Raw genomic sequence first — 22,641 nt, 5'->3', positions numbered from 1 at the left:
GACTACTCCGTCGGCGCAGGAGTTTCGAGATTCCAGGTCGCTGACACCGTGAGACTCGCCTCGCCCTTGTTCGCGACGATTCCGAGCGTCAGATCGTTGCCGACCTTGACACCGAGGTCCACGGTGAGTTGTTGGGGCCGTCTGTCCATCGCCGACACCGTGTCGTGCACGGACTGCAGGACCGGGACCAACGGCTGCAGCACTTGCCGCAGTGCGCCACGAGCAGCCCGCGCCACCCGTCCGTTTCCGTCACCCGCGACGGGTACAAGCGGCGCAGATCCTGGTGCAGCGCCACTCCCCGCAGAGTCTCCCAGCGGGCTGGGAAAGACCTCCAACAGCACTGCCTGGCCGTCGTCGAAGGTGAACTCCACAAAATCCCCCATGGCATCAACTATGCCAGTTCCGCGGGCTCTTGACCCTTGCATCGATCAACTCCGATCGGGCCTGGGAAAGTAGTCGGCTGCAGACGCCGGACCTGGCTGGTTCGGACACCGTTGGATCGTCACCCCGAAAGGGCGATTGTCAGATGGTGAGCGGCACGTTCAGCAGGCCGCCCCCGCAACCCAGACACCTGACCGGCGGAGGAGACCGCCTGGCAGCCGCCGATGCCGTGACCGCCGCCGACCTCATCGTCGTGCAGGCCCTGTCGGTGAAGCGGCTCTTCCTCCGTCCCCCTCTCCAGAACGCGCGCCTCCCGGCTATCCGGCCTGTCCCGGACGGAACTGCTGAACCGCGGAGGACGCCGATTCCGCGAAACGCCTGCGGAGCGCCCTCGATCCATTTCCGCCGCTGTCTCTGCACCGAGCCGGACGCTGACCTGCAGATCCTTGGCGATCTGTGGACTCGCGTCCGGCGAACGCCTGGGTCGGCACCGCTGAAGATCGAACGGTCGATCGCTCGGCTCCTCCGCTGCCGCCGCCTCACCATCCGATACGAACGAAGGGCAGGGTCTCGGAGCAGAACGAGCAGTCGAAGTCGCACCGCTTGGTGACCTGCACGATCACGGACAGCGGTGCGGTCAGCGTCTTGGCGACGGAGTCGACGTCAGTATCCGCCGGAGCGTCGAAGTGCTGGCCGTTGAATGCGTATCCGACACCTCCGCCGAGGTCCCTGCGCTTCTGCGCGGGAACAGTGGGCAGTCCGAGGTTGGTCATGGTTCCTCCGTGTTGTTGACGGTCAGATACAGGAGCGTTGGGCCCTCTTCGCCGCCCTGGGGGAAGAGCGGCGAAGGGGGTGAGCACCAGCGCGGGAAGGGAGAGCCGGGCCGTAGGGGATCGGCCGGCAACTCCCTGCGCTGGGCGTACGGCCCGCCCGATGGCCCGGGCACGGACGGTCTTCCGGGCCACCGGACAGGGGCCTATGCGGCCGTCGCGAGTTCCTCAAGCAGCTCGCCGAACTCCAGGACGCGGAAGCTCGAGAGCCGGCGGACCATCTGCGAGGCCAGGAACGTGGCCAGGTCGGGGTTCCCGTAGGGCACGGCGATGTCCGGCCGGGCAACGACGTGCAGTCCCCCGCGGGCGAGGCGGCCGTAGAGGACTCCGCTCACGCCGTACAGGGGTGCGCTCCGGGCGAGGAACACCATCGGCTGCTTCTCCATGTGCGGGCACAGCGCCGCAACGGTGCGGACGTGCCGGGCGCACACCGGGGGCTGGTTCGTCAGGATCTCCGTCCGGGTGGGGTCCTCGTCCCTGGGCCCCGCAAGGAAGATGAAGCCGGCCTTCGTCCGGGCGGGCTGGGTGCATACCTGGCACCGGAGAGTCTGCATGGTCATCATCTGCCGGTGCGGGTGCATGAACTTCCACTGCGGCTCCCCGGTCGGCATCCCGTCCACACCCAGCGGATTCCAGCCGACCCGCGCGAACAGCACACCGCGAGGATCACGATCCCGGGGATCTTCGTCGAGGTAGTGGAGCCTACTTCGGCCCGGCGCGCTGCGCCTGATGACCAGGTTGTCGGGCGCCGCCTCCTCCCCCACCCGCTGGATGACGTACGGGACTACGGCCGGTCCGACTGAGGTGGAAGGCATGGAGCGATGCGTCCTTCTCGACGGGGCGGGCGGGCTGTACGAAAGCAGGGGTCCCAGCATCAGGCCGCCTCCCGTAGACACTTGATCGCGCCGAGGCGTTCGTGGAGTTCGTCGACGGCCCAGGCCATCCGGCGCAGGTGCCCCACGGCCTGGAGGTAGTCGCCAGGCACCGCCTCGGCGCGTAACCGACGGGCCCGCTCGATCAGTTGTTCCACTTCCGGATCCTTCTGGTCAGCCTCCGCGGCGATGGCGATAGTGACGAGTTGCATCAGGTGGCCGCGAAGCCGCTGGCAGTTGTCTTCGAGGGCTTCCTCGGCCGGGACGACGACGTCCAGAACCGCGCCGACATCGTCAAGGAGCGATTCACCGTCGAACGGCTGCCACCCATGAACCTTGCTCAGAACTGATTCCAAAGCTTCAGGGCTCAACGGCGGCGTCCACACAGGTACGGCCCTGGTTCGCCCCGGAACAGTGGGGGCGGTCATCACACCCTCTCCTTGGCCGGAACGGTGAGACGGCACCAGGTGACCGCTCCTGCGTCGCCGGTCCCCCATGCACCGCCGCTCTCCTTCACCAAGGCATCGACGAGAGCGAGGCCGCGCCCCGACTCGGCACCCTCATCGACCTCACCGTGGTCGGCGCAACCAGCCATGCCGTCCCGGACGGCAATCCGAAGGAAGCCGTCGCGGACAGCGATGGTCAGGCTGATCTCCTTCGTTCCGCTGTGCAGCAACGCGTTGGTCAGCAGCTCCGAGATGATCAGCGCGACGTGGTCCGTCATCGCCTCAAGCCCGCAGTACCGAAGTCGCGCGGCCGCGATCCGCCGTACGGCACCGACCCTGCAGGCGTCCTTGTCTGAGGGCGGGGTGCCGCCACGGCGAGGAGCAATCTCAAAGGTCAGTCCCATGACGTCCTCGTCGCGATTAGGGACCGTCCGAGGCATCCGTACGGCTGTCGTTGTCATCTCAACCTCAGTGGCGGGTTGCAGCACCGGTCGGAGGCGGATTGGCACGGTCGGCTGGTGAACATGAAATAAGCCCATGAGTTACTACCTCCCTATTAGGCTCACGGTGATGGCGAATACGCTAGAAAAGCCGTCGCAGCTGCTGAAGTGACCGCGAGTACAGGTGGCTTGCTGAAAACTGCCCCGATTGGATCTCCCATGCGGCCGAACCCTCGACAAACCCTGACCGGTAGTACGGGTATGACTTCACGCGGCCGCTTCGGCGTCATCAGCGGTCATGTCTGGCGCGTGATACGGGAGCAGCAAGGCTTCACGCAGGAGGAAGTCGCCGAGCGCCTGAAGGTGAGCCTGAACACGATCGCTGGGTGGGAAACCGGGCGGCGTCCGCTTACTGCGGTGCCTGTCGGACAGATGCTCGTCCACCGTCGTCGGTTGATGCAGATGGGTACCGCGTCCGCTCTCTTACAAGTGCTGGAGCGCGCCTTGGAAGCAGATGTGCTCCTCTCTGGCGTCCTCGAAGAAGGTTCCCAGGTCGAGGAGAGTTTGCTCGGTGCGATGGTGATGCAACGCGAGTTCGCCGAAGTGCTGGTGTGGCCGCTCAACGGCGTCCCGCCACAACCAGTGCGCAACCTGCCCGCGCCATCCCGTCCTCGCCGCGGACCGACTCCATCCGGGCCCGAACTGTCATCGGCTGAGCGGCAGGGCTTCTTCGCTCAGATGCGGCGTGCTGCAGAGCAGGCGCGCGGTACTGACCAGTTCCTCCTGCGTCGTCAAGCCCTCTACCTGTGCGGATACGACCGGGAGACGGACACGGAGGAGTGGCTCGTTCACCAGCAGCGCAGAGAGCGGCCGGCCGATTGGCTTACCGGCTGGCTGAACGCCCGCAGCGTGGCAGCCATTGCCGCCCGACAGGGCGATGTCGATCGCCTGTCTCACTTCATCGACACCGCGCTGGTGGACGACGATGCCGGAGAAGCTGCCAACCTCAACTACTTCGGCTATTGGGTCGGTGAGGTGAGGCAAGTCGAGCTCACCGACGCCTTCATCGCCGACCGCTCTCTCGGGCCGTGGACAGGCGACAAGCTTCTGAAACATCTCGTCGACGGGATCTCGCCCGAACATGGCTATGTGGAACTCAATGTCCACAGCATCTGGGCCCTCCTCCAAGCCCGGCCCGGCCTGCTCCGCTCGGGTGCAGCGTCCCGCGCGCTGCGCGAGAGGCTATCGATCATGTTGGATAGCGGGGGACTCTCTCCGCGCGGACGGCGGGAGTTGGAGAGCATCCGGTACGCGATCCGCCTCGCCGAGGCGTGAGAGGAGCCTGACGGTGTCCGAGGACCTGACCGCGGTGGCCCGCTTCCTGTACGAGGCGGGGACGCTGAAGAACACCGCACGCACCGGATGGTGGATGGCCGGGGTCAAAGAACCGGAGTCGGTCGCCGATCACTCGTGGCGCACCGCCCTCATCGCGACGATCATCGCCAAGCTGGAAGGCGCTGACCCAGCCAGGGCGGCATTCCTCGCGGTATGGCACGACTCGCAGGAAACCCGTACCGGGGACGTGAACTACCTGGGCAGGAAATACGCGCCGCAGGCCGACCCCCGCCACGTCACTGCCGACCAGGTCGCCCAGATGCCCGAAATTCTGGCTCAGGCGGTACGCGAGCTGATCGACGAATACGAGGCCAAGGAATCCCCGGAATCGGTCTGCGCGCGGGACGCCGACAAGCTGGAATGCCTGATCCAAGGCGTCGAGTACAAGGCCCAGGGATATCAGAACGCGCAGCGCTGGATCGACAACAGCCGCAGCCGCCTCACGACGAAAACCGCCCATGCACTCGCCGAAGCGGTGCTCGAAACAGACTCGCTCGATTGGCTACGCACAGCACTCGGCGAAAGCAACAGGGAACAGGCCTGATCAATTTAGTCTCTCGGGACGCAAGGCGCGTCCCGGGGACCCTCCCCCGCCCGCACGGCAAGCAGCCCCGCTCCGGCGCCGCTGGCGGGGTCATCCCCACACGTGCGGGGATGGTCTCGCGTTCCGCGTCAGCCAGCCACCAGGAGACCGTTGCACGGGGACGACCTCGCTCAAATGGTCTACGACCGGCGGACACAGCTCGGGCTCAGCCAGGCCCCAGCTCGCCGTGCGGGCCGGGATGAAGCAACCGGCGATCTCCCGCATCGAAGGGGGTGGCACCACTCCCACCGTGCCTCTTCTGCGACGCCTGGCAGCCGCGCTCGACGCCCACCTCAACGTCGAGTTCGTACCGCATGGCACCGCATCGCAAGAGAAGCCCGAACAACGCACTGCGATAGAGGCTGCAGCCCGCTGGCGCATTCGGCAGCCTTGAGCGCCGCCGGAGGGGTAACCGAAGCACGCTGGAGAGGCCATCGCGCTCGTCCTGGTCGCCGCTGCGGCCGGCCTCGCCTCCTGGCAAGGTTCACCCATCCCGCGACAAGTCCCACGTCTACAAAGTCTTGTCAGGAGCCGGGTCGGACCGGCCACGTCCAGAAGCCCGCCAGGCCCCTGAGCGAGCTGACTACTGCCGCCGCGCCGTGAGGCGTTGCCGCGTCCGCCTGCTCGCACCAGACGGATGTCATTGCACTCCTCTGTCACGCAGTCGAAAGCGCAGGACGACTCGTTGCGGTGCCCCCCAACGTCGGCCCTCCTGGCACCTCGCCCCACGCTCCGGCCGCGCGGGGCCCGGGTCGCAGACCCAGACGCTCTTGCCGTATCCGCGCCCCTGTTCACTCCCCTGCCAGGAGCCGTGCAACAACGCCGGCACAGTCCGCCAGCGCCGGATCCAAGGGAGCGTCGGTGAGTACGGTGCGCAGTTGCTCATACAGGCCGACGGAGATCTGTCCAGTACGGCTGAGCTCTTCCTCCGTCTGGGCCAGCACACGGTGCAGCAGTCGTGTCTGCGCGTCCGGTCGCACCAGGGTCAGACGGGTGCGCAGTTCACTGACCGCGCTCAACGCGGCCTCGGCCGCTTCGTTTTGCCAGCCGCTCGGGCGCCCGCAGCTGCTGCCGGCAGGAACCGTGCGGGCGTGGTCTCCGACCGGCCAACGCAGCCGGGCCATCGGGTCCCTGTCGGGCTCGCGTGCACGATCGAGTGGCTTCAATGCCAGATCGGGACGGAAGTTGATGAACCGGGGCCGGGCCCCGGGCGGATGCTGGCGGCTGGTGGAATCAGCCTCGGTCTCAGGCCGGTCGGTACGGTCCACGCCGGCCATCCAGTCACGCAGCTCGTTCTTGCGCCGCTGCATGCTGCCCGGATGCGTGTCGATGACGCATTCGGCATCCTGCAGCAGGCGGGCGATCACGGCGTCGCCCTTGCGGTCGTCCGCATCCTTTGTCACAGCTGCTCCTCCTCCCGCGACCTGGTGGCCTGCATGCTCTGCAGAGGACCATCCGCCGCGTGCCGCAGCGCTGCGCGGGCGATCGCCACGTGCTTACGCACCCCCGACGGCTCGATCCCCAACAGCTCGCCGATCCGCGCCGTTGAGCACTGCTCGACAAAGTACAAAATGGCCACCTGCCGGCGCCGCTCGGGAAAGGAGCGGATTGCTTTCCAGCAGCGCTCGAGAGCATCACGGGCCAACACGACATCGGCCGGATCCGGTGGCGCCGCGGCTTGGCTGCGCGCCAGCTCAGGGCCCAGTTGGTTCAACCGCTGTGCCCTGCGGACGTCATCGATCCATTGATTGCGGCACACCCGGCGCAGCCAGGCCCGGTGTCTGCCGGGCTCCACTTTCCAGCCCGTGGTGAACAGGCCGGTCTCGGCCAGGGAATCCCACTGCTGGGCCACCGCCATGAACACCCGTTGCACCAGGTCCTCGGCGGCCGGCTGCGAACCACCCGTGAGGACCATGGCATAGCGCAGTAAGGGCATCGCTTCGCAATCCCACAGCCTCGACACGTCATGCGCTGTCTGTTCGGAGATCCGCCGGTCCCTCACGGTGTCCCCCTTCCTTCACCGCAGACCCGAGGCGGACCTCCATGGCAGGCCCGCCCATGCCCCGTTGTTGGCGTACCACTGTCCCCGGCGGCGCGTGCCGTACCAACGCCACCAGCGTGACCCGACGACCCCGCTCAGCGAGCCACACCGATCCGCTCACCACTGCCACCACCACGCAGACACCGGCCCCGGCTTGCCACGACACCACCGACCCCAGCCCCCACACCCAGCCTCCTCCACCAACTGTCATGCCTCTTCATCGGATGAAGGCCTCCACACGCTGCCATCGGTGGCCCACCTCTTCGCCACCGTCCTGCCCACCAGCCCCACCCGCTCCCCTCGCCACGCACAACAGCCCGCCCCCGCGCCGTTCACCGCGTCTGGACCCACCACAGCGCAGCGGCCACCATCCCGGATCCCGCCGCTGCGGCGGCGCCCCAGACGGTGGCAAACAGTGCGGCCCGGGCCAGCCGTCGTCTGGTCGAACGCTGCGCCATATTCCCTCCGCTCCCTTCGAGGCCGACCGCCCGATGCGCGCGGCCGCTACCAGGCATTGACGCGCGGGAAGCATGCCAACGGCAGAGATGTCGAACAACGTCGGAAAAGTCGTCAGATGGGGTCCTAGACTGCTTTTCCGGGTCGGAATTTCCGACGGCCTTCGTGAGAAGGGCAGTTGACGCCTGTGCCCGCCTCCAGCAGCAGTCAGCCCCCCGAGGTCCTCACCGAACTGAACAGTCTGTGGCACCAGGCGCAGACCCGCCTGGCAGAGGCCGGCTCCCGCCTGACCCTCGCCCGGGCCAGTCGCGCGACCGGCGTTCCGCTGGCCACTCTCAGCGACTGGCTGCGCGGCAACCATCTCCCCCGGGAGACTGCGGACCTGCTGAAGGTGGTCACGCAGCTGTGCACGTGGGCAGCAAAAGCGCCGCCCTCCACACCCCACTGGAGGGGCCTGCTGGATGCCGCCGGCCGCGACACATCCCGCCCGGCACCCAGACCGACCCCGGCACACGGTTCGGCCATCGCCGCGCTCGGCGAGCTGCTCACGGCAGCATTCGCCGAGGACGAGGTGACCATCGACGCCGTCTGCCTCAGCGGCCAGGCCCTGTCCATCGCTATGGCCCGCCCGATCCATGCCGTCCACACCGGCCAGGTGAACCCCCAGACAGTGACGGTCCGAGTCCTGCTGCCCAGCCGCGACATCGACCTGGCCTTCCCCAGCCCCGTCTCCTGGGACGAGAGCGGAGACACCATCCAGCGGCGCTGGCTCGCCCAGCGCAACGCCTACGGACAAACCCTGCGCGCCGCACTCCTGTCACTGCGTGACACCCACGGCATCGAGGCCCACATCACCTTCCGGGCCCTGCCGTTCACCCCCATGGCCAAGCTCTACCTGGTCAACCACACCGAAGCCCTCTTCTCCTACTACACCCTCCACCGTCGCCCCCTCGACATCGACGGCCGCCAGATCGACATCTATGACGCCAACCCCATGCGACTGGTCCGGCTGTTCGGTACCGACAGCACCAGCGACGACACCGCCTTCGTCATCCAGTCCCAGCAATGGTTCGACTCCCTGTGGGAATCCGTCACGACCGACCTCACGACCGACTGACCACAACTGCCCCTGCACCACCTGCCTCATCGGGCTCCAGGCCTCCTCGAGGTCCCGCGCGAGAGAGACCGGACGTGCTGCTGGCCGGGACCCTCGCCAGGTGTGGCCGTGACCGGTGACGGCCACGGTGACCACTCGGCCAAGCAGCGCCGGCACGGCGTCAACGTCCAGGTCGTCACCGACCCCACCAGCAAGATGCTGTGGATCTCGCCCGTGCTGCCCGTGGCTCAGGCAAGGCTGAGCGCGCGGTCTGACCGCAGCCACTTTGCGGCCTCTTGCTGCGCTGCCTGAACCTCAGTCGGTGCAGGTGTCGATCATGGAGGACAGGGCGGACTTCTCGTCGTCGGTGGTGGTGAGCTTCCAGATCGACTTGATGTGCGTGTAGTCCTTGGCGTAGATGCACCAGAAGGCGTGGTTGGTGGGTTTCCAGTCCGCGGGGCCGCTGTCGGACTTGGAGGAGTTGGACGACTCCGAGGCGATCAGGAGCTGGGGGTCCTTGAGGTCGTTGCCGAAGGCCTTGCGCCGATCAGCGGTCCACGTGGCGGCGCCGGAGCGCCATGCTTCCGCGAGGGGGACCATGTGGTCGATGGTCGCATCGGCGACGACGGTGACGGTGGTGTCGTCGTAGGCGGAATACCAGGAACCGCTCGCGGGCCGGCAGCTGCCGGGCTGGTCCTGGACGTTCTTGCCGTCGCGGGCGAGGACGTCCTGGCGGGTGGTGCATCCGTCGGGCTGGGTGGACCAGATGTCGAACTTGTCGCGGGCGTAGCCGTCCATCGAGTGCGGAGCGGCGACGGTCAGGGCGGCGAGCTCGCTGCGCGCGGTCGTGGTCGACGGGGGTGCGGGCGGCTCGGCCAGGGCCGGCGCGGCACACACGCCGAGGATCAACAGCGAGGCTGTGGGCAGGCCGAACACCGTGCGGCGGAACATGAACTCTCCAAAGAATGTGGGGGGTTGGAGATGCGCGTTCCTGAGGAAACCGCACCGCCCGGCGGGCGCGCTACGCGCGTCGATCGGGCGTTTCAACCCCTCCACGGCGCCTTCACCGGGCGGTCACCACGCAACGACGGACAAGGAGGCGGGGGCGGGCCGCAGTCACCGGCCCGCCCCCTTCTCTCGCGCCGCTGCCGGGTGGCTCACGCAACCCGCGGCGTACGGCTCAATTCCGCTTAGCGGCGGAAGTGGTGACGGCCCCAGGAGGCGTCGTCGACGAAGCGGTCGTGGTCGTTGCGCAGGGTGGCGGTGTCGGAACGGTTGTCCCAGACGTAGGCGCGGCGGTCCTGGAAGAGGTCGGTGCGGGTGTCGCGGCCGATGCCGGTGTGGACGCGGACGGTGGCGCGGCGGTCGAGGCGGTAGTGGTCGAAGGTGTAGGTGTGGCCGTCCTCGTCGGAGAGGGTCCAGCCGTCCAGGTTGACGCTGTGGCGGGTGGTGTTGGTGATCTCCACCCACTCCTGGTTCAGGGAGCGGTTGGAGCGGTCGTCGAATCCCGGGGAGTCGTACTGCACCCGGCTGATCTCCACACCGGACCGGTGCGGGCGCGGGTCGGCGGCGGACGCCGGCACCGCGATCGCCGCGGTGATGGCCGCGGTGGTCAGCGCGGCGGCGGTCAGACGACGGACTGCAGTCTTGGATACGGTCACAGGTTCCCCCTGCATCGTGCGGGCACAACCAACGCGCCAGATCCCTGGCCGGGTTGTGCGGTGTGCGGGTGGCGGCCGGGCCGGCCGCGCATTCACACCCTTCCCGCCAGTTCTCCGGAATGTGAACGAGACGCGTGTCGTGTTACCGATCATCCGGATCGCGGTGACGTTCGCCTGTATCGCCCATCTATGTTGCGAAGGCGCGAAGTTGACGCCCCACCACACGTCTCCTCGTTGCGGCAACTGGCTACTGGACCACACCCGCCAGGCCACGCCACCCCAACGGGCATCCGGCCGTCACCCGAAAGTGAGTAACAGCCCGCATCAGTGCACGCCAGCCCAGACCGCGCACGGATGCAAGAGGGACCCTGCCCCGCAGAAAGGCGGGACAGGGTCTTCGTGGAGCGCCGGGCAGGCCTTGCACCTGCATCTCCCCGCAGGAAGCGGGACGTCTTTCCTTGGACCACCAACGCATCACCAAACCAGCGCGACTTCCGCCGATCAGCTCAAGATCAATAACATCAGACAGGGCGCGTCGGCCTCAATGACCGCCTCCCAGGAAGACGGCGAGTGTGTTCCGGGCACAGCCATCTCCGGAAAGGCATGCTGCCCACCCGCTTCGCACCGCGCTGTTCTCTGTCGCGCCATCTCCAGCCGGGACGGCGCCCTCGGTCGTCCAGTCACCGTCGAAGAGCGTGGCGACCAGGCGGGCGTGAGCCTCGGGGAGCTGGCCGTCGCGGTGTTTGGTGCGGGTTTTGGCGAGCCAGGCGCCGAGGTGGACGGTGTCGCCGTCGACGACGATCTCTTCCCGGGAGGCGGGGGCGCGGCCTCCGCGGCGGAGGCAGAGTTCCAGGAGCTGGACGGTCTCCTCGAAACTGCGGCGTTGTGCGGCGGGCGGGGGTGATCGGGTTGGTGTCGGGGGTGAGGCCGAGCTCGATCATCATCTGCTGCCGGCCGGGTGGAGGGTGGGCCAGGTGGTGAGCCGGCGGTGCAGCCAGGAGCCGATCCTCACTCCGGTCAGGAGCGTGTCCGGGGTGAGGTGATCGCCACCGGTGTCGCGGCGGCCGTCACGTCAGACTCGCGCGCGCGAGAAAGCCGTGTCGGCCGCTTGGCTGGGTCATCCCGGGCCGGTTTTCCAATGCAGGTCGAGCACTTCGAGTGCATCGAGCTGTTCACGGCGGAGGCGGCAGGGCTGTAGTCGGCGTCTACGGAAGCCGGACTGCGTGCGACGTTGCCCGAAGCCCACAACGAAGCCCGGATGTCTCTCTGGTCCCTCGCGCCCCCAGAGGTTCGGTGTCCGGTTGACGCTGGCCGTGCAGCTCTCGCAGAATTCCAAGCAGAACACAGGGGGACACAGCTAGGAGGCGCGACAGGCTGGTTAGCCGATGCCCTGCTTGTCAGGCCGACGTACTGGCACAGCAGGCTCGGTCCAACGGCCGGTTGCGTCTCTGGAATTGATTTTGAAGGGGTGGCTCGCGATGACGTAGGCCGCCCATGCCGCCCCGTTCGCGAGACCTTGTTACGTCGGCAGGTTCTCGGTTGGACCACGAAGTTGGTGGTCGGACCGAGCCTGCCTGTGCGCCGGACCGACCGCCCGAAGCGGAAAGGGCATCAGTCCGGATGGACAGTGTCGGCTGGGCCGCAGTGGTAGTGGCCGCCATCGGCGGGGCCGCATGGATCCTGCGCACTCTCTTTGAAATGGTCCCTCCTCTGTGCCGTCTGCTGGTTGACGCCATCAGGGCCATCCGTGAGGTGCGGACAGAGTTGCGAGGCAGCGCTTCGACCGCGTCGGGGCAGGAGCTGCCCGGGCAGTCCGGTATCACTCCTGGGCGCAACGAGCCGCTGCCGTGAGTGCGATGGGCCTTCCCCCAAGGCGGGCCCATCGGACTCGAGCCCGCTGCCCTTCAGCCAAGATCGCCGCGTGCGTGGGACAGCCACTCGCATACCTGCGCCCAGCAGGAGAACGCCGGTTGCTCACCTTCCTCGGTCGCGGAGTGCCAGATGGCGAAAGCGCTCTCGTGCTGATCGCCGCGGCTCAGTCCTCGGGGTGCTGTCGTGCGCTGCGGACGATGTGGGACCAGGTGCCTGCGGTGCCGCCGTGTTCGTGGGCCAGTCGGCCGGCGAGTTGGGCTGCGGGAGTTTCGGGGTGTGCCTCGATCGCGGTGCGGGCCTGGTCCAGGCGGGGGTCGCCGTCGTAGGGGTAGCGGCGATCCGTCCCTCCGGTCGGGCGGCCGCCTCCACGTTCGCGGTGCTCGGCGTAGGTCCAGATGTCGCCGCGCCGGTACTTTCGCTTGACGAAGCCCTTGTCCGTCGTTGTCTCCTCGGCGGGTGCCGGCCAGTGCTTCGGCGGCCTCACCGGGTATTTCGTGATGCTGGTCGGTTCCATGCCCAGGACGCGGGCGGCCTCGGACAATGAGATCAGGTCGTCGGCGTTTCCGCTGAGGTCGACGTTCGAGCGCCACTGCTGATTGGTTTTGTAGCTCTCGTACCAGGTGTCCCAGGTCTTCGGGTTCCAGTACATGGTGTTGCCGATGGTCTTCTCCGGCTCGGGGTGCCGGTTGGATTTCCTGTCACGCCACAGCAGTTGGAGGGTGCTCAGGCCCAGGCCCGTACGGTCGTGCAGGTCCGCACGGCTTTCCAGCGCGGCGACGTCCGTGTGGCGCTCGTACCACTGGTGCCAGTCGGCGGCGTACCAGACCAGCGCGCGGTTGATCGTGCCTGCGGCCTCGGGGTGGCCGTTGGCCTCGCGCTCCCGGTACAGCCTCTCCAGGTGGGTGATGCTGAGCTCGTAGATGTCGGCGATTTCCTTGCGCGTCAGTACGGGGCGTTTGTCCAGCGTGGCCATAGCGGTGTCCTTTATGGTCTGTGGGTTCTGCGGCAGGGCCTCACGCGTCAGTTCGGCTTGCTCCTCGCGGCGGTCGTCCCGGTCGGCGGGCTGCGCAGGAGCACCACGCCGGTCGCGGTGAGCGCGTGCTCGGCGTCACGCTCTGCGTTGCTCGTGACGTTGCGGCCCTGGGTCTGCTGCGCCGTGTGCTCCCACCGCACCGTGCCGGCCTCGGGCGGCCTCGTGGCCGTTGCGATGCCGCTGTCCTGATCGTCGATGCCCGGTCCGGAGCACCGTGCCCTGCTCGTCGGCGAGCGGTGAACCAGATGCCGCCGACGCAAGGGAGCTGGGCCGCCCTGAACGCGGTGGGTCACAGCGGGGTCGGCTGCGGCCGGGGCGCCTGCGCGGAAGGTCACAAGGTCGTCGAAGGCGGGGGTGCGTCGAGGTCTGCGTCGTTTACCATCATGTGTAGATGCCTTCCTGGATATGGGCTTGTTGAAGGGCCTGGGGCCAGGGGGCATAGGGCGGCCGGCACTACTCCTATTGGGCCGGCCGTCCGCCTTCGTCTTCGGCGGGTTGCGCGGTGGCGAAGCCGAGACCCTTACCCTCTCGAATTCACTAATTCTGCCTTACTTTCTTCTGTGCGTCCAGCCGGTCGCCCGATCCGCGTCGGCAGACCGTACGCCGGTTGGCGACTTACCCCCTTGGGGGCCTGTCGGCGCCCTTCGACGGACTGGCAGCTGGAGGGTTCGCGGTCTGTCCAGGTGAAGTGGCCGTTCGATCACCGTGGTGATGAGCTGCATGTCGGTGTCGTTCGCAAAGCGGCGGTCACAGGTCCTGCGCAACGGAACCTGTCGGCGCGAAGCGCCGCACCGCCGCCGTAGGCGGTCGACGCCGCCCGACGAAGGAGGGCGGCCGGCCGGCGACGAAGGAGCCGGCCGACACAGTCACGCCGCCAGGCGTGGCTGTGTCGAGGGCTGTGGCCCGAAGGGCGTCCGCCGGCGTGGTCCGGGCCGAGTCGGTGCCGCAGTCCGGCGGCGGCATTGCCGTTTTCGGACCGGTTCGGCTCGGTCCGCGTCAGCGGACCCGGCCCCGCAGGGGCCAGATGGAGCTGTCACGCCGTCAGGCGTGTCCTTTTCCAGCGCCGAAGGCGCAGGGGCAGCCGCGCCCCCGCGGGGCGCGTCCACGGTCCGGTGCCCGGAGGGGCTGGCCGGAGCGAAGCGGAGAGCCGGACCCGCAGGAAACGCACCGGACCAGCAGGCGGCCGCCCCGCCAGGGGCGTCCTTTTCCCGGGCCGGGCGCACCCTGTGGAGGGTGTGAGCCGCGCCGTCCCTGTGGCCGGGCGGCGCGGCATTCGGCGTAGAGGTGGTTCGATCACCTGTGTGCCGTGCGGGTCGCGGGCTGTTCGTGCTGGCTGAGCACGAGATCGCGGTAGGGCAGGGCGACTGTGGGGTGTCCGGTGATGCCGAGTTGGTTCTCGATGTGCGCGATGAGTTCGGCGGCGCCGTCGGCGGTGGGTCGGTTGACTTCGGTTTCGACGAAGGTACCGGCGCCGTGGACGGTGTCGATGCTGACGCTCACGCCGGGAGTCTGCGGGTGGCGGTAGGTGGTGCGGGTCTTTTCGACGCGGACGAGTTCACGCATGCCGATCGAGGTCAGCAGCCTCTCAGCCGTGCGTGCCTGGGTGCCCTCGCGCAGGATGACGTTCGTCTCGATTTTGGACACGACGTCGTCGGCTGCGTGGGTCGTCGGGGTGGAGGCTGGCTTGTATGTGATCTCCGCGAAGTCGCCGCGATGGCGCACGCGTAGGCACTCGATGGTTTGCAGGTAGTCGACGTCGGGGCGGCTGTAGTAGGTGTCGACCTCGGTGACGGGGGCGGATGCGACGTAGCCGAGTCGGGCGAGCAGGGGCGCAAGAGTGCTGCCGTCGTCGGGCAGTTCGCGCTTGCGCTCCACTTCGATGGTGTCGGTCATGGGGTCATCCTCCTGTGCTGTTTGCGGCGTACATGCGGGCCGGTGCCCCGGCGGGGGCGGGGCCCTCGGTCGTGGTCCGAGGGCCCCGGGGGCGGGTTACATCATCTGGGTGAGTGCGCAGTTCAGGCGGGCCATGGCCGCGCGGCTGCACAGCGGTCGCAGGGTCTCGATACCGGCCGTGAGTGCCTGGGTGTCGTGGGCGGGGATGTTGGTGAAGAGAACCAGCTGCTTGCCGTCGGCAAGGGGGTTGGGCAGGCGCTTTTGCAGGTAGCGGGTGTAGTAGGCCCGCTCGGGGGTGACGACGTCGCGGGGCGTGCGGGGCATCATCACGGTGTCCGTGTTCGCCTGCGCCGACGTGATCGCGAACTCGGTGAGGAGTTCGTTCAAGGTGAGGTAGACGTAGGTCTCGTGGCCTTCGCGCTCGATCCACTCTCGCCACACCGCCGCGCACCGCTCGTCGCCGCTCTCGGCAAGGGTGAGCAGTTCTGTGATGGCGGCGTCGGTGCACTCGTCGAAGATGTCGCCGTCCATGGCGTAGTGGTCTGCGTACGGCTCGCTGACGCTCTTCAGCAGCGCTCGCTGTCGCGGGGAGATCCATTCGGCCTCGGTGAGGGTGAAGTGGACCCGCTTGTGACCGGCTGCCGCGTCGATCCAGTCGGCGGAGAGCTGGCCTTCGAGGCGGGGGAGGAATCCGAGGGCACCGGAGCGCCACGCGTGGTCGCGGAAGGTGATGTAGTGGCGCTGGATCTCGCGGAACAGGCCGATCGGTGCGGTGATGACGGCGCTGGTCCTGGGGTCGATGTCCTCCAGGGCGACGATGCGGGAGTTCTGACGGACGGTCGGGTCGTCGCCGCAGTGGTGGTAGGGATGGCGGCTGTTGTTCAGGTACGGCGAGGTGAACATGCGGATGAACTGGAGCCATCCGCGATGCGTGTAGGTGTGGGTGGCCGTTTCGTGCAGGGTCGCGGCGTCGGTGGTGCGGACGTCGCGGTAGGCGAAGTGACCGCCGGGCTTCAGGACGGTGGGCAGGGTCTGCATCATCGCGTGGATCGACCGGTACCCGCTGCCGTAGGAGTAGACCTCGTGCATGAGTGCGGACGCGGCGACGATGTCCACGGGGTGGTCGAGGATGGCGGCGAGGTCCTGCGCGAGACCGTTGGTGAGGGTGCAGGTTCCCAAGTCGGCGGCGTGGTAGCCGTCGATGGCGCGGGCGAGGGCCTGCGACAGGACGCCGGGGGCCTCGATGAGGGTGATGTCCAGCGTGCGGGGCCGGTCGGCGGTGCGGGTGAGGCTGGCGGTGAGGTGCTGGAGGGCGGCGCCGCCGCCGGGGCCGATCTCCACGAGATGCGGCGCGTCGGTGTTGGTTCGCGCGAGCGCGTCGAGGACCATCCGAATCTTCTCGCGGCCGTGCGAGTTCGCGGCCTCGTCGAGGTAGCCGGCGGCGGACTTCGCGGCGGTGGCGAACGCGTGGCCCGCTGCGGTTTCGGTCTGCACGGTCATTCTGTTCTCCGTGTGGCGTTGAAGGTTTGGGGTTCTGCCGTGCCGTCCAGGGCTCCTATCCCCTTCCGGTACCCATAATTATGCCTTATTCAAGGTGGGGTGTCCACCCCCAACAGCCCCTCAAAGCAGGCGACTTGGAGCACAAAACCGCAGCTCAACACCGGTCCCACCCTCAAACCCGACCGACGGCGGGCGGGCCTCCGCCACACCCCAACCGGTGGGCGGGGGCTCCCCTCGGTTGGCCGGGCAGCTCCGCCACACCACCGGGGCTGCGGGGGCCGCCGGGATCGCGCTCGCGCGACCGCGTAGCGGCTCGTCCTGGCGGCCCCCGCAGCCCCGGTGGTAGCCCGAAGGGTGCCCGGACAGCCGAGGGGAGCCCCCGCCCACCCCCACACCCCAACCACCCACCGACCCGCACCCGGCACGCCCCCCCCCTTGGGCAGGCCCGGCGCCCGCCGGAGGCACCAGCTCACAGCCCAGCCCCTCACGGACAGCACGAGCAAAGGCCCTCAAGTCCCCTCCGCGCCCCTCCCTCTTGCCGCACCTCACAACTGAGCCAGACCCCCCAGACGACCAGCACACCGGCTACCCGCACGAGGACCTCACCACTGCTCCCCCAGCAGAGCCACACCGACCCGCACTCGGGCACCACAAGGGAAAAAGGGCCACCCCACCGAGTGAGCCGCTTGCCGCCGTCAGAGACGACGACTGACACTCCCTCACACTGCGTGGAAGCTCCACAACGGTGGCGGGCGCCGTCCCCGCGACGGACGAGAAAACGCATTGGCCGGCTACCCCCGAGGTGCGACGGTGCGGCTGTCTCCCATGCAGAGGGCTCTTGTTCGTTTTCGGCTGTGCGAGGTATGACGCCGAGCTGACCATTCCGCTGTCGCAAGGCTCTCTCCCGGTCCACGCCCATCAAAGCTACGGGAACGGGATCCAGATGCCGGTGCTCATGAAGCCGGGGACGTTCGCCGTGAACCCGCACCCCTGGGGACCGCCGTGGCGACCGTGGGAGGAGATCGACCCGGTAGAGGACGGAGGCCCGCGGCATCCACGCGCCGGCCTGCGCCCCGTCTGATGGCGCGCCCGAGGCGATTGTGACCACACCCGGAGATAACCGCGGTACCCGGCTCCCGAGAAGCGCGGCGGTGCCTGCTGCGGTCTCGACGGGAGCGACGGTCCCAACATGGCCTGCCAGACGTGCGGACTGGCCGTGGCGAGAAGGATCGACGACTGCTCGCTCCGGCAGGCGGTGTGGCTCGCTCCAGATGCCGTACGCCGCCTCCTCGTCGACGATGTCGACGCAGCACCGCTGTCATGGGACGAACTGTTGGTGGAGGGCAAGAGCACGCCCCCGTTCGAGCCGATCGCCAGATGGAGGTCAAGGCTCGGGTCGAGCCACTACGGGTCGTGAAATCCGCAATGGCAGGCAGCGGCCGGCCGAGCGCTCGCCCACCTGCCGGCGGCCTCCGAAAGGCGGCCGGTGAGGGTCCCGAACGGCCTGAACGGCCAGCCTGCGCCCAGTCCGCGGAGCGGACCGGTACCTGCGGAGCAGGTCCCCCCCGGTGCGGAGCACCGCACAGCCGGTGCGGAGCACCGCCCCGCCAAAGGCGGGCCCAGGGCGCAGCGCAGCGAAGCCCCCCGGTGCGGAGCACCGCACAGCCGGTGCGGAGCACCGCCCCGCCAAAGGCGGGCCCAGGGCGCAGCGCAGCGAAGCCCCCGGTGCGGAGCACCGCACAGCCGGTGCGGAGCACCGCCCCGCCAAAGGCGGGCCCAGGGCGCAGCGCAGCGAAGCCCCCCGGTGCGGAGCACCGCACAGCCGGTGCGGAGCACCGCCCCGCCAAAGGCGGGCCCAGGGCGCAGCGCAGCGAAGCCCCCTCCAACCCCACCCCAATCACTCACCCATCACCAATCGTCGCGGAAAGGGGCAACAAAGGGGATGTCAGAGAACCGACCACGCCCACACGGGGAGGTGGCCTGCACGGATTCCGTGATGTGGGCGATCCTCGCGCAAGAGAAGTCGCAAGAGATCTCGCAGGAGATGCGGCAAGAGTTGGTGCAAGAGATGTTGTTGCGAGGCGTACCCGAGATGCGGTTCGAACGACAGTTCCGTCGGGTCGTGCATCCGCGTACGGCTTTGATCGACGCCCAGGACGGACTCGGTCATTCGCGTGGCGCCCGTCATCGGCTACCACCACCGCTGAGCGCAAGCGCAAAGGGCCCCGCTCGAAGCGCTGGGAATGGTGTGGTCGGCGTGGGAGAGCGCGTGGGCTGATGGCCTGGCTGTGGCGCAGGACTACGCGGCCGTACACGGGCACCTGCTCGCGCCCACGAACGCGGTGTGGGGCGGTGACGAGATGGCGATCGGGGTATGGCTGAAGAACCAACGTGCCGCAGCCCGCAAGACCCGTGAAAACGCCGAACGGCGTGCGTTCGCAGAAACCACAGTGTCGGCGGCAGGAGAGCCGTCTGGAAGCGTTGGACGCGATCGATCCGGCCTGGTGCCCGGCCTGGGGAATCGACTGGCAGCGCGGCTTCCACCTCACCCACACACACCTGCGAGCCGGCGCCACGCTCCCTGTACGGGCAGGCGAGGTACTCGTGCAGGGCGAAGACCTCGGGGCGTGGGTGGTGGCGCAGCGGATGGGCTGGGACAAGCTCACCCCGGCCCAGCAGTGGATGCTCGACAGCGTCCTTGGAATCGAACCCGCGGACAAGGGCGAACTGCCAGTGCGGCAGACGCAGGCGGACCGGTGGGCCACCCATCTCGCTGCGGCCCGTCAGTTCCACGCTCGCGAAGGCCACCTGCGCGTCCCGAGGAAGTACGTGGAGGAACTGGCTGGTGAGGACGGGGAAGGCGTAGAGCTGAAGCTCGGGGGCTGGCTCGACGACACGCGACGCAGGGCCGACAAGCTCACCCCAGAACGGCGAGCCGAGCTCGATGCGCTCGGGATGCGCTGGGCATGAACAACTCCCTGATCGGCATGGCACGTGATGGATAGGAACGCCTGTCACGTGTACTCATGACGACGCTCAGACGCTTCCCGCCGAATAGGAAGATTCGCCTGAGAGCCCGCCGGGGGTCGGCTGTGTCGCCGGAAGCGTGATCACGCGGCGTCTGCCCCGGGGCCGGTACCCCCGGGACACGTCACAGCGCGAACACCGGGACCCCGGGGGTACGGGTCACACTGCACACCCCCGTGCCCGCGAGGGCGCCGCGGGCGTCGGCACGAGGGCCGGCCCGATCAGCGGCATGACGGCCGCCCGCATCTCCGCCTCGCTCGCGGTCCCGTCCACGACCAGATCGGCCGCTGCCCGGGAGGGCGCGACATGGGCTGCGTGGCGGTCCCTGCCGGTCTGCAGATAGTTGCTCTCCTCCGCTTCGCCCGGCACCGCATGGGCGTGCTCTTCGCGATGCTCCCCGACGGCACCTTCTACCAACCACGCACCACCGGAACAGCCACCGCAGACCACTCAGCCTTGATGAAGGACAGAGAGGATCCCTGTGGTGAGCGGCTGAGGCCGGGTCTTGTCGGACCCGCGTGGCCCATGTCCAACATCCGGGGGCAAAGCCGTCTCCGTCAGCCTCCTCCCATCAGCCTGCGATCGCCCGCAAGATCGGCTGGCCGAGTGCGCCGAGCCAGCCCGCGAGCGCTCCGAGCGGCCCGATCAGCCCAGTGCTGGCCGCGGCCAGCGCACCCGCCGAGGACAGCAGCCGGGTGATCCGGCCGAGCCGGCCCGCCACTGCCTCCCGGTCCGGCTCCGGCCGGGCGACCTCCTCGTCCAACGAGTCCAGCTCGGCCCGCACCTCGGGCTCGATTGCTGGCGGCAGCGCCGTCCGCTCGATCGACGCCCTCAAGTCCCGGACCAGGCCGCGCACCTCCTGCCCGCCCGCCGTGAAGACGGCCGACTGGCCACCGTGAACGGTCTGGTTCCCGGCGACGTTGTTGACCACGCCGCCCTGCTGGTTGCCGATGTTGAAGGCCATGGCTCCCCATCTCCTCACCGCTGCCGCCAGGACGCCTGCCGCTCGGCATCCTCGAAGCGGCGGCGCCGGGACGTCGTCACGATGTGCAGAACGATCCCGATGACCATCAGAACCATCCCGATAGCCGCCATCGCGAACCCGACCGCCCCCACCGGCACCCCGGCCACCTTCGGACCGAGCAGCTCCGGGGAGGAGTCGAAGGTCGAACTCCCCGACGAAATACCGTCGTTGGTCCCGGCAACGAATCGAATGACCACCCAGCCGTAGATCCCGCCCCCGACCAGAAAGAGCAGGAAGCCGAACATGATCAGGTGTCGCGCCCTGGTACGGGTCGCGGCGATCTCCTTGAAAAAGCTCTCGCGCTGCGCCTGCTGAACGTAGTTGTACTGGTCCCCGGCGACGTTGCTCAGCCGGTCGGCCTGCTGCTCCCCGATGTCGAACCGCCGCTCGCCGCCGGGCGGCGTACGGCCGGCCTCGCGCGGTGCCGGGCGGCCCGGCGGGCCGGCGGGTGGCGGCCCCGCGGCGGGAGCGCCGTGAGGCCTGGGCCCGGACCCAGGGGCGGGGCCCCAGCCCGGCATGGTGTCCCAGGTACCGCCCGGGGTGCCGCCGGCTCCGGGCTTCGGGGTCTGAACGGTCCGGTCGGCGGGGCGCAGCTCTTCGTAATGCACCTCTAAGGGCCCAAAATCCAGCACGTCGCCCGAGTGCAGCACCTGCTGCCCGAACACCGGGTGACCGTTCAGCATGGTGCCGTTGGTGGAGGCGAGATCCTCGACAGTGGTCCGGCCCGAGGCCCGCCACACCACCGCGTGCCGTCGGCTGACGCTCGGATCGCCCACCTGGATCTGGCAGTCGGAGTCCCGCCCGACCAGCATCGGCTGATCGTCGAGGACGAAGACCCGGCCGCGCAGCCGGTCCGGGCGGTCGACCACGAGGTGCGGTAGGTCGCGCTCTCGCAGAGGCGGGTCCATGGCACGACCTCCTGCCTTGGCGAAGCATCCAGCGTCGGGCGAAACGATTCGGTCGCCTATTCCGGTGATCCTCTACCTTCCAGTAAAGGCCGATCAGCCCCGTCCTGCCACAGCATCCCGGACGGCCCGAACTCGGCAGTGCGTTCGACCGCCGTCCCCTCGATCCGCAGCCCTCCGATCCCGACAGGCTGGTCTCCGCGACTTTGGCCCGTGCCCATCCGGCCGCCCGCCTCTCCGCGATCCACGGCGCCTTGATCCAGGACGCGGCAGCACCGCGGTGATCGCGCCGAAGGCTAGGCCGCGGGTCAGGTCACGGTCTGTGCTGCCTGTCCGCTCGCCTCGGCCCGCTCGCCAGGCAGCCACGTCGGCGTCGGTGATCTGGTACAGCACCAGCGCCACACGCAGCATGAGGCGGGTACCGGGCCGCTTGGCCTCCGGCACGTCGGCCAGGGCCACCCCGGCCGGGTCCCCGCCCAATCGCTGGAAGCCGACGCTCTGCCACAGCGCGGCGATCTTCTTCTTCGCCTGGCGCCGGCATGCCTCGGTGAGCTGCCCGCGGTCCTCGGGGTATTCGCCCGTGTCCGGGTACACCGCCACCGCACAACAGCCGCCGGACAGGCGGCGGATCGCCTCGGCCGCCAGATCCTAGCCCGAAGCCCCTCCATGCCCTGCCGAGATGGACACGGTCGAGGATCAGCAGATCACCGACGCGATGAGTGACCGCCTTCTCGAGCGCGGCACTGTAGCCCGCGCGTCCGGACCGACCGAGGACGGCTGAGGCAATGACCTCGAGATCTCCAGGTGACAGCAGACCGAGATGGCCCGGCCGTATACGTACTGCAGGGCCGCACGTGCCTCACTCCGCAGCGGTCGAGTGCTGCGTCAAACTCCGCCCGGCACGGTTGCTGCCCCGAGGAAATCTCGCCGGAAAACACCTCCCGCATGCGCCTTGCCTGGGCGTCAACGGGCGCCGACGGTGACGATCGTGCCAACGATGGCAACGAGGGAGCCCACAGCGGTCAGAGCGACCAGGACGGGCTGGGTGAGCACGGGGCGGCGGTAGACGGCATACGCCAGGGCGACAACAACCATGCCGATGACCAAGATCAAGAGCAGGCCAACCAGTATGGCAAGCGTGGACACGGGGTCTTCCTCTCGGCGGGTGCCTGGTCGAAGCGGGGCT

Annotated in this window: 25 protein-coding genes and 1 pseudogene; 9 read left to right on the top strand and 17 right to left on the bottom strand. The window is 68.5% G+C overall.

Annotated elements, in window-relative coordinates; all coding sequences use genetic code 11:
* Positions 1-2: 2 nt before the first annotated feature.
* The 5 genes from OG788_RS46640 to OG788_RS46620 form a co-directional block, all read right to left on the bottom strand.
* Positions 3-383 carry a CU044_2847 family protein gene (locus OG788_RS46640; protein ID WP_406376632.1) on the bottom strand — a complete coding sequence of 127 codons (381 nt, stop codon included), beginning with the start codon at positions 381-383 and terminating at the stop codon, positions 3-5.
* Between the two features lie 537 nt (positions 384-920).
* Positions 921-1,154, bottom strand: a complete 234-nt coding sequence (locus OG788_RS46635) for a hypothetical protein (RefSeq protein WP_406368285.1) — start codon at positions 1,152-1,154, stop codon at positions 921-923.
* A gap of 203 nt (positions 1,155-1,357) precedes the next feature.
* The gene (locus tag OG788_RS46630) at positions 1,358-2,026 is read right to left on the bottom strand and encodes a hypothetical protein (protein WP_406368287.1); all 669 of its coding nucleotides are present in this window, start codon (positions 2,024-2,026) and stop codon (positions 1,358-1,360) included.
* Positions 2,027-2,085: 59 nt separating this feature from the next.
* A complete protein-coding gene (locus OG788_RS46625; RefSeq protein ID WP_406368289.1) occupies positions 2,086-2,511 on the bottom strand; it encodes a DUF6415 family natural product biosynthesis protein in 426 nt (141 codons plus the stop codon).
* Complete coding sequence (locus OG788_RS46620; RefSeq protein ID WP_406376631.1) at positions 2,511-2,933, bottom strand: ATP-binding protein; 423 nt, start codon at positions 2,931-2,933, stop codon at positions 2,511-2,513. The genes OG788_RS46625 and OG788_RS46620 overlap by 1 nt, the downstream gene beginning before the upstream one ends.
* A 297-nt stretch (positions 2,934-3,230) precedes the next feature.
* Between OG788_RS46620 and OG788_RS46615 the strand changes: the two genes are divergently transcribed.
* Genes OG788_RS46615 through OG788_RS46605 form a run of 3 tightly spaced genes read left to right on the top strand, consistent with a single transcriptional unit; the run spans position 3,231 to position 5,341 of the window.
* Positions 3,231-4,304, top strand: coding sequence for a helix-turn-helix transcriptional regulator (locus tag OG788_RS46615; RefSeq protein WP_406368293.1), 1,074 nt, complete (start codon positions 3,231-3,233; stop codon positions 4,302-4,304).
* A 13-nt stretch (positions 4,305-4,317) separates the two neighbouring features.
* The gene (locus tag OG788_RS46610) at positions 4,318-4,908 is read left to right on the top strand and encodes an HD family hydrolase (protein WP_406368295.1); all 591 of its coding nucleotides are present in this window, start codon (positions 4,318-4,320) and stop codon (positions 4,906-4,908) included.
* The gene (locus OG788_RS46605) at positions 4,823-5,341 is read left to right on the top strand and encodes a helix-turn-helix domain-containing protein (RefSeq protein WP_406376630.1); all 519 of its coding nucleotides are present in this window, start codon (positions 4,823-4,825) and stop codon (positions 5,339-5,341) included. Before OG788_RS46610 ends, OG788_RS46605 begins: the two co-directional genes overlap by 86 nt.
* 397 nt (positions 5,342-5,738) lie before the next feature.
* Here OG788_RS46605 and OG788_RS46600 read toward each other — a convergent pair whose 3' ends face one another.
* Both OG788_RS46600 and OG788_RS46595 read right to left on the bottom strand, forming a co-directional pair.
* A complete protein-coding gene (locus OG788_RS46600) occupies positions 5,739-6,350 on the bottom strand; it encodes a hypothetical protein (protein ID WP_406368299.1) in 612 nt (203 codons plus the stop codon).
* Positions 6,347-6,949, bottom strand: coding sequence for an RNA polymerase sigma factor (locus tag OG788_RS46595; protein ID WP_406368301.1), 603 nt, complete (start codon positions 6,947-6,949; stop codon positions 6,347-6,349). The genes OG788_RS46600 and OG788_RS46595 overlap by 4 nt, the downstream gene beginning before the upstream one ends.
* A gap of 673 nt (positions 6,950-7,622) precedes the next feature.
* On the opposite strand from OG788_RS46595, the gene OG788_RS46590 reads away from it, so the two are divergent.
* Complete coding sequence (locus tag OG788_RS46590; RefSeq protein ID WP_406368303.1) at positions 7,623-8,561, top strand: GntR family transcriptional regulator; 939 nt, start codon at positions 7,623-7,625, stop codon at positions 8,559-8,561.
* A 108-nt stretch (positions 8,562-8,669) separates the two neighbouring features.
* Complete coding sequence (locus OG788_RS46585; protein ID WP_406368305.1) at positions 8,670-8,852, top strand: hypothetical protein; 183 nt, start codon at positions 8,670-8,672, stop codon at positions 8,850-8,852.
* A 3-nt stretch (positions 8,853-8,855) separates the two neighbouring features.
* Here OG788_RS46585 and OG788_RS46580 read toward each other — a convergent pair whose 3' ends face one another.
* A complete protein-coding gene (locus OG788_RS46580; protein ID WP_406368307.1) occupies positions 8,856-9,491 on the bottom strand; it encodes a DUF1524 domain-containing protein in 636 nt (211 codons plus the stop codon).
* A 239-nt stretch (positions 9,492-9,730) separates the two neighbouring features.
* Entirely contained in the window at positions 9,731-10,201 is a 471-nt protein-coding gene (locus tag OG788_RS46575; protein WP_406368309.1) for a lamin tail domain-containing protein, read from the bottom strand.
* Positions 10,202-10,745: 544 nt separating this feature from the next.
* On the opposite strand from OG788_RS46575, the gene OG788_RS46570 reads away from it, so the two are divergent.
* Entirely contained in the window at positions 10,746-11,105 is a 360-nt protein-coding gene (locus OG788_RS46570; protein WP_406368311.1) for a hypothetical protein, read from the top strand.
* Positions 11,106-12,236: 1,131 nt separating this feature from the next.
* Here OG788_RS46570 and OG788_RS46565 read toward each other — a convergent pair.
* From OG788_RS46565 to OG788_RS46550, 4 genes are all read right to left on the bottom strand, one after another.
* A complete protein-coding gene (locus tag OG788_RS46565) occupies positions 12,237-13,046 on the bottom strand; it encodes a hypothetical protein (protein WP_406368313.1) in 810 nt (269 codons plus the stop codon).
* Between the two features lie 47 nt (positions 13,047-13,093).
* Entirely contained in the window at positions 13,094-13,246 is a 153-nt protein-coding gene (locus OG788_RS46560; protein WP_406368315.1) for a hypothetical protein, read from the bottom strand.
* 1,153 nt (positions 13,247-14,399) lie between these two features.
* Positions 14,400-14,999: a class IV adenylate cyclase gene (gene cyaB / locus OG788_RS46555; RefSeq protein ID WP_406368317.1), complete on the bottom strand. Its 600-nt coding sequence runs from the start codon at positions 14,997-14,999 to the stop codon at positions 14,400-14,402.
* Between the two features lie 96 nt (positions 15,000-15,095).
* Positions 15,096-16,499: a hypothetical protein gene (locus OG788_RS46550; protein WP_406368319.1), complete on the bottom strand. Its 1,404-nt coding sequence runs from the start codon at positions 16,497-16,499 to the stop codon at positions 15,096-15,098.
* A 1,189-nt stretch (positions 16,500-17,688) separates the two neighbouring features.
* Between OG788_RS46550 and OG788_RS46545 the strand changes: the two genes are divergently transcribed.
* The 3 genes and pseudogenes from OG788_RS46545 to OG788_RS46535 all read left to right on the top strand — a co-directional run bounded on the left by OG788_RS46545 (position 17,689) and on the right by OG788_RS46535 (position 19,469).
* Positions 17,689-17,916, top strand: coding sequence for a hypothetical protein (locus OG788_RS46545; protein WP_406368321.1), 228 nt, complete (start codon positions 17,689-17,691; stop codon positions 17,914-17,916).
* Between the two features lie 826 nt (positions 17,917-18,742).
* Positions 18,743-18,871: pseudogene (locus OG788_RS46540) on the top strand (hypothetical protein); the annotation flags it as partial.
* A gap of 109 nt (positions 18,872-18,980) precedes the next feature.
* Complete coding sequence (locus OG788_RS46535; RefSeq protein WP_406368323.1) at positions 18,981-19,469, top strand: helicase associated domain-containing protein; 489 nt, start codon at positions 18,981-18,983, stop codon at positions 19,467-19,469.
* A gap of 216 nt (positions 19,470-19,685) precedes the next feature.
* On the opposite strand, the gene OG788_RS46530 is transcribed toward OG788_RS46535, so the two are convergent.
* The 4 genes from OG788_RS46530 to OG788_RS46515 form a co-directional block, all read right to left on the bottom strand.
* Complete coding sequence (locus OG788_RS46530; protein WP_406377027.1) at positions 19,686-19,895, bottom strand: hypothetical protein; 210 nt, start codon at positions 19,893-19,895, stop codon at positions 19,686-19,688.
* A 202-nt stretch (positions 19,896-20,097) separates the two neighbouring features.
* Positions 20,098-20,490: a hypothetical protein gene (locus tag OG788_RS46525; protein ID WP_406368324.1), complete on the bottom strand. Its 393-nt coding sequence runs from the start codon at positions 20,488-20,490 to the stop codon at positions 20,098-20,100.
* A gap of 14 nt (positions 20,491-20,504) precedes the next feature.
* Positions 20,505-21,458: an FHA domain-containing protein gene (locus tag OG788_RS46520; RefSeq protein ID WP_406368326.1), complete on the bottom strand. Its 954-nt coding sequence runs from the start codon at positions 21,456-21,458 to the stop codon at positions 20,505-20,507.
* A 960-nt stretch (positions 21,459-22,418) separates the two neighbouring features.
* Positions 22,419-22,601: a hypothetical protein gene (locus tag OG788_RS46515; protein WP_406368328.1), complete on the bottom strand. Its 183-nt coding sequence runs from the start codon at positions 22,599-22,601 to the stop codon at positions 22,419-22,421.
* Positions 22,602-22,641 lie beyond the last annotated feature (40 nt).

The sequence above is a fragment of the Streptomyces sp. NBC_00647 genome (genome assembly GCF_045207245.1).
Classification (GTDB): Bacteria; Actinomycetota; Actinomycetes; order Streptomycetales; family Streptomycetaceae; genus Streptomyces.
The sequence above is the reverse complement of the archived record's forward strand: the minus strand, read 5'-3'. Positions and strand labels throughout refer to the sequence as shown.

Excerpts from the sequence above, each read along its gene's own strand:
- OG788_RS46580 (WP_406368307.1), bottom strand. The coding sequence starts at position 9,491 with ATGTTCCGCCGCACGGTGTTCGGCCTGCCCACAGCCTCGCTGTTGATC.
- OG788_RS46550 (WP_406368319.1), bottom strand. The coding sequence starts at position 16,499 with ATGACCGTGCAGACCGAAACCGCAGCGGGCCACGCGTTCGCCACCGCC.
- cyaB (WP_406368317.1), bottom strand. The coding sequence starts at position 14,999 with ATGACCGACACCATCGAAGTGGAGCGCAAGCGCGAACTGCCCGACGAC.
- OG788_RS46625 (WP_406368289.1), bottom strand. The coding sequence starts at position 2,511 with ATGACCGCCCCCACTGTTCCGGGGCGAACCAGGGCCGTACCTGTGTGG.
- OG788_RS46635 (WP_406368285.1), bottom strand. The coding sequence starts at position 1,154 with ATGACCAACCTCGGACTGCCCACTGTTCCCGCGCAGAAGCGCAGGGAC.
- OG788_RS46570 (WP_406368311.1), top strand. The coding sequence starts at position 10,746 with ATGACCGCCTCCCAGGAAGACGGCGAGTGTGTTCCGGGCACAGCCATC.
- OG788_RS46525 (WP_406368324.1), bottom strand. The coding sequence starts at position 20,490 with ATGGCCTTCAACATCGGCAACCAGCAGGGCGGCGTGGTCAACAACGTC.
- OG788_RS46605 (WP_406376630.1), top strand. The coding sequence starts at position 4,823 with ATGCACTCGCCGAAGCGGTGCTCGAAACAGACTCGCTCGATTGGCTAC.
- OG788_RS46545 (WP_406368321.1), top strand. The coding sequence starts at position 17,689 with ATGGCCTGCCAGACGTGCGGACTGGCCGTGGCGAGAAGGATCGACGAC.
- OG788_RS46615 (WP_406368293.1), top strand. The coding sequence starts at position 3,231 with ATGACTTCACGCGGCCGCTTCGGCGTCATCAGCGGTCATGTCTGGCGC.
- OG788_RS46640 (WP_406376632.1), bottom strand. The coding sequence starts at position 383 with ATGGGGGATTTTGTGGAGTTCACCTTCGACGACGGCCAGGCAGTGCTG.
- OG788_RS46565 (WP_406368313.1), bottom strand. The coding sequence starts at position 13,046 with ATGGCCACGCTGGACAAACGCCCCGTACTGACGCGCAAGGAAATCGCC.
- OG788_RS46630 (WP_406368287.1), bottom strand. The coding sequence starts at position 2,026 with ATGCCTTCCACCTCAGTCGGACCGGCCGTAGTCCCGTACGTCATCCAG.
- OG788_RS46620 (WP_406376631.1), bottom strand. The coding sequence starts at position 2,933 with ATGGGACTGACCTTTGAGATTGCTCCTCGCCGTGGCGGCACCCCGCCC.
- OG788_RS46520 (WP_406368326.1), bottom strand. The coding sequence starts at position 21,458 with ATGGACCCGCCTCTGCGAGAGCGCGACCTACCGCACCTCGTGGTCGAC.